Genomic DNA, 12,990 nt, shown 5'->3' on the forward strand with positions numbered 1-12,990 from the left:
GCTCTTGTGACCCGAACAAACATGAGCAAGAAGCGATTTTCGTAAGAAAAGAAGCGGATTGCGAATGGTTGTAGAATTGCGTAAGTTGCAGGGCAACGGAGCAATTCGTAGATCATATTAGGATATGCCATATATTATGTATGTGATATAAATTTACAGAGTTAATATACAATTATAGATATTCCAGAATGTGCAGGCCAAGTGCCTGCATATTCTGATTTTCTAAATAACACCACAGCGTAAGGAATTTTCGGAAGGCGCGTAAAAGCCGGTCGCGTCAAGCATAGAAAACCAAAATCATAATTCATACAGCCTCTTAGCCCGAAGAACCTGAGCATTGCAAAGTCCCGGTCGGCGGGTTGCCGAAAATTCCGTACCATAAAAATAAAAGTAGCAGCAACAACAACCTAAAGGAGGAAAAACATGGGAGAAACACTAGGAAGAGTACACTCGGTAGAAAGCTTCGGTTCAGCCGACGGCCCGGGAGTGAGATATATAGTATTTTTGAAGGGCTGCAATATGCGCTGTAAATACTGCCACAATCCGGATACATGGGCCAAATGCGGCGAAAATGACGGTGCAAAGCTGATGACACCGCAGGAGGTGCTAAAGACCGCCATGCGCTATAAAGCGTACTGGAAGCAAACAGGCGGCATTACAGTAAGCGGAGGTGAAGCACTTTTGCAGATAGACTTTGTCACAGAGCTATTTAAGCTTGCAAAGGAAAAAGGTGTAAACACATGCCTTGACACATCAGGAAATCCGTTTACCGTGGAAGAACCGTTCTTCGGCAAATTTAATGAGCTGATGAAATATACAGATCTTTTCATGCTGGACATCAAGCATATAGATGACGAGGAGCACAAAAAGCTTACGGGACAGACAAATAAGAATATCCTTGATATGGCACAATATCTCTCAAAAAACGGTAAAAAAATGTGGATACGTCATGTGCTTGTGCCTGGAATCACCACGGATGAGAGATATTTAAATCAGCTTAGAGAGTTTATCGACACACTTAAAACCGTGGACAGGGTTGAGGTGCTGCCGTACCACACACTTGGGGTGTTCAAGTGGAAGGAGCTTGGTATACCATACCAGCTTGAGGGGGTGGAACCTCCGACAAAGGAACAGATAGAATGTGCAAAAAGAATATTAAATTGTCAGAATTAGTTTTTAAATATCATTGCTAACAACTCATTAAGTTGATAAAATATAATAAGTAACTATTATTTTACACCGATGCTGCCTTCGTTTGTATGTGAGGTGACACTTGGCTATATGCTTGCGTATCGCAACTGTAAATGTACTGAACATTTAAAATTTACAATAACAATTTGCGGGAGTTACAACATGGGAAAACCAGATATCATTTACGAAGACAACGACATTATCATCTGCTACAAGCCGGCGGGAATTGCTACACAGACCAGGCGTATAGGGCAGCAGGATATGGAGAGTTTCATAAGAAATTACAGGGCGGCTAAAAATGAGCCGCCTTATGTCGGCATAGTGCACAGGCTCGACCAGCCGGTAGAGGGAGTGATGGTATTTGCCAAGAATCAGAAAGCAGCGGCTTCTTTAAGCAGACAAATAAAGGAGCATACAACCGAGAAATATTATCGTGCGGCAAGCAGAGGGCAGGGAGTGTCGGGAGCAGATAAGGAAGAAGATAATCATGACTCGGCATGGCATACTCTTACAGATTATATCTCATTTGACAAGCGTACCAATACATCAAAAATTACAAGCGAAAAAGACAGGCTGGCAAAAAAAGCAGTGCTTCAGTATAGGGTGATATCAGTGACGCCGGATAGGGACAGCTCACAAAATGAATGCATTAGAACAGAATTTGACATAAAGCTGCTCACAGGAAGGCATCATCAGATACGTTTGCAGCTTGCACATATCGGCTATCCTCTGATTGGGGATACCAAGTATGGGAAGCCTGCCTCAAATAATTCAGGAACGGGAAGCAAATCAGGACGCACCTGTGGCGGTGTAAGGGAACAGCTTGCACTTTGCTCATATAAAATTGTTTTTGACCATCCTGCTACAGGTGAGAGAATGACATTTGAACTACCATAGTGCTGTTGGGAATAATATGAATTAAAAGACCATACATTCAGAAAACAACTGAGTGTATGGTCTTTTTTATATGGAGAAAAATACAGTTGACAATATTATTTATATTATCTATTATAAGTTCATAGGTTAGTTACTTGAGTGGTTAACCATGCAACCATACCGCAAATATGAGCGAAATTAGCTGTGTAGCAGCGATGCTAAACAGAGTGCAGATAAAGTACAAATATCGTGCGGTTTTGTGAATGTGTGTGGTGGTTCTGGATAGTTACGATAATAAAAAGTACAACAAGTAGGTAATTGCGGAACAAGTGCGCACTCCTGATTAAAAAGCGGTAAGAATTCTGCAACGGAATAATTAATGAAGATGATAACATACGTTCCGGTCATTCCATGGCTGTTCAGGGATATGCCACTATACAAAGCAAAAGCTCTGGAAATCAACTCCATACTTTAATGGTATTTGATGGTTGGAATGAATATGTACGATATTTAAATTTAGATTTTGGAAACTGGACTGATTTGCGAGGTACAACTTTTAATGGATAAAAAAAAGCGACTACTTATTCTAATATTTGTATTAATATTAAGCGGAATTGTTGTGATATTCATACATAAAAATGGTTCCATGAAAGGAGATTCTATTATGGAAGAAAATGCTATTTCCGGAGATGATAATACTCATTGGTTCCATTCAAACGGTATCATCACATCCATAGATAACTCTCAAAAAAAAATCTGTGTTGATATCAGTCAAAAAAATAATTTTTTTGATGGTACCAATATTACATTAAATTGCAACAAATCATCTCTCGACATTACACATTTAGAGGCTGGTCAAGAAATTACTTTCTATTTCTTTGAGAATAATGTACTTGACACTGAAGTTGCAATAGAGAAACTAAATATCGTTACACCATAACCTTTAGGGATTAGATAGTGTTCATCTAATCCCTTTTATTATGCTATGACATAATATTGGCACATCTCTGTGATTGAAGTGTAAATTTACACATGCTACAATAAGTATTGCTTATAGTTTTCTTTATTTTCAGCACCTATAAATGGTGCTTTTTTGTACCCGTAATTCATTCAATCACTGACAACTTGTTCTAAGTATTTTATACGTACAGCATACTTAACCATATACCAAACGTAAACTGTACATACAGCCATACGTATAACGTTTTCTATTTGTATAGAAAAGAGGCGGAGCATGTGAATGAAATTCTGAATCAGGAGAAATCAATCTATATTCAGATAAGCGAAATGATAGAAAACGACATACTGCGGGATGTGCTTTTGGAGGATGAGCGCGTGCCGAGCACAAACGAGCTTGCAAAGCTGTATGCGATAAATCCGTCTACAGCGGCAAAGGGCATAAATATACTTGTGGATGCAGGAATTTTGTATAAGAAAAGAGGGATTGGAATGTTTGTGAGTGACGGAGCAAAGGAAGTAATAAGGACAAAGCGGAAAGCCCGTTTTTGTTGAAGCTGAACAATATGACGTAGCGAAAAAATAAAAACTAGAAAATTTTCGTCTACATGACGAAAAACAGTAAAATTTTTAATGTTTATCGAAAAATATTCTATAGTGATTCCCGAAATATTTTTGTATACTAGCCTTACCAACAAAACAAAGGGGGACAAAAATATATGAAGAAAAAATTTGTTGCAATCATGATGGTAGCTGCTATGGCAGCGTCAATGGCCGCTTGTGGATCAGATGGGGGTTCTTCTGGTACACAGAAAGGGGGAAGCAGCACATCGACATCTGATGTTGCAAACAAGGACAAGCCACTTGTGTGGTTCAACCGTCAGCCATCAAACAGCTCAACAGGAGAGCTTGACACAACAGCACTCAACTACAACAAGGATACCTATTATGTAGGTTTCGATGCTAATCAGGGAGCTGAACTTCAGGGAGAAATGGTAAAAGAGTATATCGAGAAGAACATTGATACGATCGACAGAAATGGGGATGGCGTTATCGGATATGTACTTGCAATCGGTGATATCGGACACAACGATTCAATTGCAAGAACAAGAGGTGTTCGTAAAGCTCTTGGAACAGGCGTAGACAAGAGCGGCGAGATTGACAGTGCTCCGGCAGGAACAAACTCAGACGGAAAAGCAGCTGAGGTTCAGGACGGCAAGATTACTGTAAACGGCAAAGACTATGTAGTAAGAGAGCTTGCTTCACAGGAGATGAAGAACTCAGCAGGAGCTACATGGGATGCAGCTACAGCAGGAAATGCAATCGGAACATGGTCATCATCATTTGGCGAGTCAATCGACGTAGTTGTTTCTAACAACGATGGAATGGGAATGTCAATGTTCAATGCATGGTCAAAGGACAACAAGGTTCCAACATTCGGATACGATGCCAACAGTGATGCAGTAGCAGCTATCGCAGAGGGCTATGGCGGAACAATCAGCCAGCATGCTGACGTTCAGGCTTACCTCACACTTCGTGTACTTAGAAACGCACTCGATGGTGTAGATATTGATACAGGTATCGGCACAGAGGATGATGCAGGAAACGTATTAAGCGATGATGTATATGTTTACAAGGATGATGAGAGATCTTACTACGCATTAAACGTAGCAGTTACAGCAGATAACTACAAGGATTTCACAGATTCAACAGTTGTATGGGCACCTGTTTCAACACAGCTTGATTCAGCAAAGCACCCTACAAAGAAGGTATGGCTGAATATCTACAATGCTTCAGATAACTTCTTAAGCTCTACATATCAGCCACTCTTACAGAAGTATGATGATCTCTTAAATCTTGATGTTGAGTACATCGGTGGTGATGGACAGACAGAGTCTAATATCACAAACAGACTTGGAAATCCAAGCCAGTACGATGCATTCGCAATCAACATGGTTAAGACAGATAATGCAGCTTCTTATACAGCTCTTTTGAACCAGTAAAAGTATTTAAAGCACTTAGTTGGGGAGGGAAAAATCTCTCCCCAAAATAAAGTGTATACAGACGACAGCAAATATAGAGTTAGGAGCAGGAAGTATGGGCGATAAGAATAATGAAAACATCTTATCGATTCGTGGCATGAGCAAGTCATTTGGACGAAACAGGGTTCTTGACCACATCAATTTAGATGTGAAAAAAGGTACTGTAATGGGTCTCATGGGGGAGAACGGAGCCGGTAAGTCGACAATGATGAAATGTCTTTTTGGTACATACCAGAAGGACGAGGGAACTATATATCTGGACGGAAAAGAGGTAAGCTTTTCGGGTCCTAAGGATGCACTGGAAAATGGAATAGCGATGGTGCATCAGGAGTTGAACCAGTGTCTTGAGAGAAATGTCGTAGACAATCTGTTTCTCGGAAGATATCCGGTCAATTCATTTGGTATGATTGATGAGGGACGCATGAAAAAAGAAGCGTCTGAATTATTCAGAAAGCTGGGAATGACAGTTAATCTCGAGCAGCCGATGAAAAATATGTCAGTATCACAGCGACAGATGTGTGAGATTGCAAAGGCAATATCATACAACTCAAAGGTTATAGTATTGGATGAGCCTACATCATCACTTACGGTACAGGAGGTTGAAAAGCTGTTCCAGATGATGAGGATGCTTCGTGACCAGGGTATTTCACTTATCTATATTTCTCACAAGATGGATGAGATTTTTGAGATATGTGATGAGATTTCAGTTCTTAGAGATGGAAATCTGGTCATGACAAAGAGCACAAAAGAAACAAATATGAATGAACTGATTGCAGCGATGGTTGGACGAGTACTGGAGAACAGATTCCCTCCGGTAGACAACAAACCAAAGGATGTAATCTTGTCAATACAGCATCTTTCGACAAAGTACGAGCCACATCTGCAGGACATCACATTTGATGTGCATGAGGGGGAGATATTTGGACTATACGGACTTGTCGGAGCAGGTCGTACAGAGCTTCTTGAGACGATTTTCGGAATCAGGACAAGAGCTGCGGGACGAGTATATTTTAAGAACCAGCTTATGAATTTCACCTGTGCAAAGGAGGCTATGGACTATGGCTTCGCACTTATCACAGAGGAAAGAAAAGCAAATGGACTTTTCCTTAAGGGAAACCTCACCTTTAACACAACAATCGCAAATCTCGGTGCTTATAAGAATGGACCGGCACTTTCAGACAGCAAGATGACAAAGGCCACCTCTGATGAGATAAAGATTATGCACACAAAGTGTATGGGACCGGAGGATATGATTTCGGCTCTGTCAGGAGGAAACCAGCAGAAGGTTATCTTTGGTAAATGGCTTGAAAGAGGACCGCAGATATTCATGATGGATGAGCCTACAAGAGGTATCGATGTAGGTGCCAAATATGAGATTTACGAGCTGATAATCAATATGGCAAAGCAGGGTAAGACAGTCATTGTAGTTTCATCTGAGATGCCTGAGATCCTTGGTATAACAAATCGTATCGGAGTCATGTCAAACGGACGACTCTCAGGAATTGTCAATACAAAGGAAACCAATCAGGAAGAACTGCTGAGACTCAGTGCAAAGTACCTATAATAAAGGGAGAAGACGGATATGGCTAATAGTAAGATTTTAACGGCTGAGCAGGAGCGTGCTCTGCGCCAGCCTATCGACGAATATGTTGGTGGAATACAAAAAGAAATTGATGCACTCAGAAAAGACGGAACTACAAAGGTTGTAGAGTGTCAGTCAGCGATAGCAGGCATCAAGAGAGATAAAACTCTTTCAAAGGGCGAGAAAGAGTCAGAAATAGCAGCCTGCGAGAAAGAGCTTGCAAAGGCAAAGGCTGTTGAGGCAAAGAACAAGGATGAGATTTCAAAGCTCATTGCCAAGGCTGAAAGCTATTTAAAGGAAAATTTTGATTCAAAGTATTACAATGCCGTTAAGGCAAGCTGTGAGGCGGAAAAGGCAGAGGCGCTTGCTGCTCATAATGAGAGAATGGCAGAGCTTGATAAAAAGCACAAGGCTGCTCTTGCAAAGACATCAGACAGTACTGAGATAAAGGAAGAAAACTACGTACACAAGAATCGTATTTCCAATGAGAAGCTTGAGCTCGAGAAAGAGTATCAGACGATCAAGGACAAAAAGCATGAGGCATACAGCTACAAGTATCACCTGATTGATATGCTTCGTCTTTCAAAGTTCACATTTATGGAGAAAAGAGCTCAGAAATGGGAGAATTACAAGTATACGTTCAATAGGAGAAACTTCCTGTTACAGAATGGTCTTTATATTGCAATTATACTTATATTCATAGCGCTTTGTGTCATAACACCGATAAAGAAGGGCACACCTCTTCTGACATACAACAACATACTGAATATTCTTCAGCAGGCTTCACCGAGAATGTTCTTAGCACTTGGTGTTGCAGGACTTATCCTCTTAACAGGAACGGACCTTTCTGTTGGACGAATGGTTGGTATGGGTATGACAACAGCCACAATCATCATGCATCAGGGTATTAATACAGGTTCTGTATTCGGTCATATATTTGACTTTACAGGAGTACCAACAGGTGCAAGAGTGGTTATCGCATTACTTGCATGTATCGTGCTTTGTACATTCTTCACAAGTATTGCAGGATTTTTTACAGCGAAGTTTAAGATGCATCCGTTTATTTCAACCATGGCCAACATGCTTGTTATCTTCGGTATCGTAACATATGCTACAAAGGGAGTTTCATTCGGTGCTATTGAGCCGGTTATTCCTAACATGATTATTCCAAAGTTAAATGGTTTCCCAACCATCATCCTCTGGGCAGTAGCAGCAATCGCAATTGTATGGTTTATCTGGAACAAGACAACATTTGGTAAAAACCTCTACGCAGTAGGAGGAAACCCGGAGGCAGCAGCAGTTTCAGGTATCTCAGTATTTGCAGTAACTCTCGGCGCATTCGTGATGGCCGGTATCCTTTATGGATTTGGCTCATGGCTTGAGTGTGCAAGAATGGTTGGTTCAGGTTCAGCAGCTTATGGACAGGGCTGGGATATGGACGCAATCGCAGCCTGTGTAGTTGGTGGTGTATCATTCACAGGTGGTATCGGTAAGATATCAGGTGTTGTAACCGGTGTATGTATCTTCACAGCACTCACATACTCTCTTACAATCCTTGGTATTGATACAAACCTTCAGTTCGTATTCTCAGGAATTATCATTCTTGTAGCAGTTACACTTGACTGTCTGAAATACGTTCAGAAGAAATAATATCGCAAGAAAATTTCTTTTTCATACTTCCAAAATGATCAGCAGAGATGTCAGGGTGGCATCTCTGCTTTAATTTTGTTGTGTGGACAGTTATACTTTTGGAATTACACTTTTGTTTATTTAAAGCTACAAAAGAAGATATCATATATGATATAATACTATACAGACAGATTTTATTATCCGGGGGATAAATTTATGCTACACACGGATTTTATGGTGTATGCAGTTCAATAATTACAAGCAGGGAGAAGACATAAAATGTATACATTATTACTGGTTGATGACGAAGAGGATGTAATAGAGGTAATCGAGAGAAAGGTATCCTGGGAGCAGATTGGTTTTCATGTTGTAGGACATGCGGGAAATGGCTTCAAGGCGCTTGAGATGATGGAGGACATGCAGCCGGATGTTGTGATGACTGACATACGTATGCCTTACATGGACGGACTTGAGCTGTGCAGTAACATCAGGCAGAGGTTTCCTGCGACGAAGCTCTTGCTTTTCACAGGCTTTGACGATTTTGAGTATGCAAAGGAGGCAGTACATCTCGAGATAGAGGAGTATATTTTAAAGCCACTCAATCTGGCTGAAATCACAGAGGTATTCAAAAAGCTTAAGACAAAGCTGGATGATGAGCTGAACGAGAAGAAAAACACAGACATATTGAAGCAGTATTATGCAGCATCACTGCCTGTTTTGCAGTCAAACTTTTATACGACACTTATCGAGGGACGCATACCGGAAAATGAGCTGGGCAGGTACATGCGTGACTATAAGATTGTGCTTGAGGGACCATATTACTGCTGTATTATCATACATACCTCCGCAAGTCAGATGCCGCAGGGCATGGATATCAGACTGCTTGCAGTGTCAGTAGAGCGACAGGCACAGGCTGATTTAAAGGAGCGCTGGAATGGCAGGATTTTTAACTATCTCGGTGATACGGTCATGATAGCCCAGCTTGTGCAGCAGGAGGATATCTCTGAGCTGACAGATGAGTGCGACAGATTCTGCAAATATGTAAATCATGTAATGGGAGCAAAGGTAACTGTCGGAATCGGACAGGTGTGCGAAAATGTACAGGAGCTGGTGAGCTCTTATCAGAGTGCGAGGGAGGCAGTATCCTACAGGGTGCTTTATGGCAGCAACAGGGCAATAAACATGACAGAGGTTGAGCCACAGCGACGTATATCAAAGGATGGCGATGAGGGAAATGAGCTGTCAAATTTATTTAAAATGATTTGTATCGGCAAGATAGAGGATGTGGGACAGGCTGTTGAGGCGTATATGCAGCACAATTTTATGTCGCAGCAGTCACTTGAGAACTACCATGTGGCAGTAATGGAGCTGATCAGTGAGTTATATCATTTCATGAGCAATAATGAGCTAAATGCGCAGGAAATATCGGGAAGTGTAGGCAGGCTTTATAATGAGCTCTCCAATTTTGAGCCGGTGGTGCTCAAGCAGTGGCTTTTGGATTTTTCAAGCAGGCTGCACGACGATATGGCTGATGCCAGATACAACTCCAAGAAGTCACTCATAGACAGTGCAAAGGATTATGTGCACAGGAATTACAGAAGTGTGGACCTTGGACTTGACGATACATGTAAGGAATTAGGAGTATCTAACTCGTATTTTTCAAGTCTGTTCAAGAAGGAAACCGGCAGCTCGTTTGTGGAGTATCTGACTGATTACAGAATGGACAAGGCTGCCAGAATGCTTGTGGAGACAGACGACAAGAGCTATGTCATAGCCCAGAATGTAGGCTATGCGGATCCGAACTATTTCAGTTATGTTTTTAAGAGAAAGTATGGGGTTTCCCCATCCAGGTACAGGACAGAGTATGAGAAGAATAAGGTATAAATCAGGCAATATACAATCCATAATAATGCTCTCATTCTCACTGCTGTCGTTTGCAATAATGCTTGTCACAGTTGTGGTGATGTATATAAAATTTGCCGATGCATCGCAGGACAGTATCATAGAGAGCAATCATAAGGTGATGGACCAGACAATAGACAGTGTGGAAAGCTATCTGGTCAATATGAGGCAGGTTTCGGATGCGGCGTATTATAATGTAATAAAGGAGAATGATATTTTAAAGCAGTCTGACAGCATACACGATGGCATGAGCCTGCTCTATGAGTCAAACAAGGAATATCTGCGCAGTATTGCCTTGTATAATCAGTATGGAAGCCTTATAGCTGCAGAGCCTGTTGTGTCCCAGAAGGAGGACCCGGATGTGACAAAACAGGACTGGTTCATAGAAGCTATGGAGCGCATGGAAAATATACATTTTTCAACACCTCATGTACAGAATCTGTTTGACGATGGTTCCATGAGATATCATCTGGTCATATCATCAAGCCGTGCCGTGGAGCTGACCTCAGGTTCAGAATCACAGATGGGTGTGATGCTTGTGGACATGGATTATTCGAGTGTATCAAGGATGCTTGAGAGGATAAATACATCGGGAAAAGGACAGTATTATTATCTGTGTGATGCAAAGGGCAATATTATTTACCATCCGCATCAGATACAGTTTGATGGAGATGTTCCGGAAAACAGCGATGTTGCGGCAAAGTCGCAAAACAGTATATATGATGATTATCTGAATGGAGTGCATCGTAAGATTATGGTAGATACAATCAGCTACACAGGCTGGAAGCTTGTATGTGTGATGCCATACTCCATCTTTACCAATAAGATGGCGGATGTGAAGCAGTTTGTTTTTGTTATAATGATTATTATGGCTATGATGTTTGTGTGGATAAACAGAGTGATAGCTATACGTATTTCAAAGCCGATAATGAAGCTGGATGATTCTGTGAAAAGGTATGAGAATGGCAATGAAGCAGATATTTATGTAGGTGGTTCCTCAGAGATACGGCATCTGGGATACTCTATACGTAATTCATATAAGCAGAACAATGAGCTCATGAAAAAGATCGTATGGGAGCAGAACGAGAGACGAAAGAGCGAGCTTGATGTGCTTCAAAGCCAGATTAATCCGCACTTTTTGTATAATACTCTTGACTCCATCACATGGATGATTGAAGGAGGCAAAAACGAGGAGGCCTCGTTTATGATTACGCAGCTTGCAAAACTTTTCCGTATCAGTCTGTCGAAGGGACATACCATAATACCTGTACGAGATGAGCTTTTGCACGCAAAAAGCTACATGAATATTCAGAAGGTGCGCTATAAGAACAAATTTGAGGTGAGCTTTGAGGTAGACGAGGAAATAATGGACTACTGTGCGGTGAAGCTGGTGCTTCAGCCGATTTTGGAAAACGCACTAAATTACGGAATCAGAGAGCTGGACGATTTCGGAGAGATAGTAGTCGGAGGCCAAAAAGTGGGAGAGGATATCATCATAACGGTATCAGACAACGGAATGGGCATTCCGGAGAATGAAATTCCGTTTTTGCTGACAAATACGGACAGGGTTCACAAGAAGGGCTCGGGAGTAGGGCTTGTCAATGTAAATAACAGGATAAAGATACTGTTTGGAGAGCGCTATGGCCTGCATATAGAAAGTGAGCTTGATGAGGGAACAGTTGTGACAATCAAAATCCCGGCAATTGTCTATTCAGAGGAAAACAGACTTCAATTTGAGGAGCATCATATAGTATGAAGCAAGTACAATTCCCTTGCTGCATGGGAGGTGTGAGAGTGACAGTGAAAAATAAATGGACAAATATGAGCAAGAATAAGAGAAACTTCATCATAACAGAGCTGCTACTTGGAGTACTACTTGTGATAGGAATAGGTTTTATCGCATACAATAAGCTCAATGAGAAACCGGAGCGTATTGCAGTTGTGATGGCTGATGTGGATGAAAGCCACAGTGCTGCGTTTAAATATGGCATGAAAATGGCGGCCTCTGAGTATGGTGTGGATGTAGTTATGATAAGTAAGGAAAATCTGAACAATATGTCAGATGAAATTGATGTCATAAAGCAGGAGATAAACAAAAAAGCTGATGCGGTCGTTTTCAAGCCGACAGCAGAAAAAATGACAGAAGAAAAAAGCCTTAATACACTTATCCGGATAAATAAAAAGACACCGATAATGGTTGTCGGAGACCAGGCGGGAAGCGAGAGCTTTAAGTCGTTAAATACAGTGGAGTTTGACCAGTACAGCATGGGTACGGAACTGGCACAAAAGCTTCTTGCTGACAACAACGGAACACTTTCAGGTAAAAAAATAGGAATCTATTGTGAAAACACTGAATCCGATGCCTGTAAAAAACGCATTGATGGCATAAAGGATACTCTTGCGGAGAGCGGCTGTGTTGTGATGTGGATTGTATCAGGTGTTTCGGATACCGGGGAGAAAATAAATCTGCAGTCACAGAGAAAGGTTGACATAGTTCTTGCAATAGATGATGCAAGTGTGGTTGAGGCGGCAAAGGAAGCCTCTGATAATAATCTGCAGGGTGCACTGGTATATGGGATAGGAAACTCAACAGAAGCCATATATTATCTCGATTCGGGCTGGACAGAGGCTCTTATCACACCTGATGAATTTGCTGCCGGATACAAAAGTGTTGTAGGACTGGTCGATATGCTGCGTGGCAGTAGAAAATATTCAGTAGAGGAAAAGCCGGTATCTTACCAGCTTCTTACCAGAAAAAATCTGTTTGATGAAGAAAACAAGAAGCTTTTGTATGCAATCAGCCAGTAGTGG

The 12,990-nt window shown here is 41.4% G+C and carries 10 protein-coding genes; all 10 read left to right on the plus strand.

Annotated elements, in window-relative coordinates; all coding sequences use genetic code 11:
• Nucleotides 1–423: 423 nt before the first annotated feature.
• Nucleotides 424–1,173, plus strand: a complete 750-nt coding sequence (gene pflA / locus EUBREC_RS02135) for a pyruvate formate-lyase-activating protein (RefSeq protein WP_012741379.1) — start codon at nt 424–426, stop codon at nt 1,171–1,173.
• 180 nt (nt 1,174–1,353) lie between these two features.
• The gene (locus EUBREC_RS02140) at nt 1,354–2,088 is read left to right on the plus strand and encodes an RluA family pseudouridine synthase (protein WP_012741380.1); all 735 of its coding nucleotides are present in this window, start codon (nt 1,354–1,356) and stop codon (nt 2,086–2,088) included.
• Nucleotides 2,089–2,731: 643 nt separating this feature from the next.
• Nucleotides 2,732–3,007: a hypothetical protein gene (locus tag EUBREC_RS02145; RefSeq protein ID WP_022292540.1), complete on the plus strand. Its 276-nt coding sequence runs from the start codon at nt 2,732–2,734 to the stop codon at nt 3,005–3,007.
• A 296-nt stretch (nt 3,008–3,303) separates the two neighbouring features.
• On the plus strand, nt 3,304–3,579 hold the full coding sequence (locus EUBREC_RS02150; protein WP_080515320.1) for a GntR family transcriptional regulator: 276 nt from the start codon (nt 3,304–3,306) through the stop codon (nt 3,577–3,579).
• Between the two features lie 164 nt (nt 3,580–3,743).
• Nucleotides 3,744–5,027 carry a substrate-binding domain-containing protein gene (locus tag EUBREC_RS02155; protein ID WP_012741385.1) on the plus strand — a complete coding sequence of 428 codons (1,284 nt, stop codon included), beginning with the start codon at nt 3,744–3,746 and terminating at the stop codon, nt 5,025–5,027.
• Between the two features lie 94 nt (nt 5,028–5,121).
• On the plus strand, nt 5,122–6,630 hold the full coding sequence (locus tag EUBREC_RS02160; protein WP_015515559.1) for a sugar ABC transporter ATP-binding protein: 1,509 nt from the start codon (nt 5,122–5,124) through the stop codon (nt 6,628–6,630).
• Between the two features lie 18 nt (nt 6,631–6,648).
• Nucleotides 6,649–8,298, plus strand: coding sequence for a galactose/methyl galactoside ABC transporter permease MglC (locus EUBREC_RS02165; RefSeq protein ID WP_012741387.1), 1,650 nt, complete (start codon nt 6,649–6,651; stop codon nt 8,296–8,298).
• A 258-nt stretch (nt 8,299–8,556) separates the two neighbouring features.
• Nucleotides 8,557–10,161, plus strand: coding sequence for a response regulator (locus EUBREC_RS02170; protein ID WP_012741389.1), 1,605 nt, complete (start codon nt 8,557–8,559; stop codon nt 10,159–10,161).
• A complete protein-coding gene (locus tag EUBREC_RS02175) occupies nt 10,142–11,935 on the plus strand; it encodes a cache domain-containing sensor histidine kinase (protein ID WP_012741390.1) in 1,794 nt (597 codons plus the stop codon). The genes EUBREC_RS02170 and EUBREC_RS02175 overlap by 20 nt, the downstream gene beginning before the upstream one ends.
• Nucleotides 11,932–12,987 (plus strand): sugar ABC transporter substrate-binding protein, encoded by a 1,056-nt coding sequence (locus tag EUBREC_RS02180; RefSeq protein ID WP_012741391.1) that lies wholly within the window; start codon nt 11,932–11,934, stop codon nt 12,985–12,987. Before EUBREC_RS02175 ends, EUBREC_RS02180 begins: the two co-directional genes overlap by 4 nt.
• The last annotated feature ends 3 nt before the right edge of the window (nt 12,988–12,990 follow it).

The organism is Agathobacter rectalis ATCC 33656 (assembly GCF_000020605.1).
Taxonomy (GTDB): Bacteria; Bacillota; Clostridia; order Lachnospirales; family Lachnospiraceae; genus Roseburia; species Roseburia rectalis.

Excerpts from the sequence above, each read along its gene's own strand:
- pflA (WP_012741379.1), top strand. The coding sequence starts at position 424 with ATGGGAGAAACACTAGGAAGAGTACACTCGGTAGAAAGCTTCGGTTCA.
- EUBREC_RS02140 (WP_012741380.1), top strand. The coding sequence starts at position 1,354 with ATGGGAAAACCAGATATCATTTACGAAGACAACGACATTATCATCTGC.
- EUBREC_RS02145 (WP_022292540.1), top strand. The coding sequence starts at position 2,732 with ATGGAAGAAAATGCTATTTCCGGAGATGATAATACTCATTGGTTCCAT.
- EUBREC_RS02155 (WP_012741385.1), top strand. The coding sequence starts at position 3,744 with ATGAAGAAAAAATTTGTTGCAATCATGATGGTAGCTGCTATGGCAGCG.
- EUBREC_RS02160 (WP_015515559.1), top strand. The coding sequence starts at position 5,122 with ATGGGCGATAAGAATAATGAAAACATCTTATCGATTCGTGGCATGAGC.
- EUBREC_RS02165 (WP_012741387.1), top strand. The coding sequence starts at position 6,649 with ATGGCTAATAGTAAGATTTTAACGGCTGAGCAGGAGCGTGCTCTGCGC.
- EUBREC_RS02170 (WP_012741389.1), top strand. The coding sequence starts at position 8,557 with ATGTATACATTATTACTGGTTGATGACGAAGAGGATGTAATAGAGGTA.
- EUBREC_RS02175 (WP_012741390.1), top strand. The coding sequence starts at position 10,142 with ATGAGAAGAATAAGGTATAAATCAGGCAATATACAATCCATAATAATG.
- EUBREC_RS02180 (WP_012741391.1), top strand. The coding sequence starts at position 11,932 with ATGAAGCAAGTACAATTCCCTTGCTGCATGGGAGGTGTGAGAGTGACA.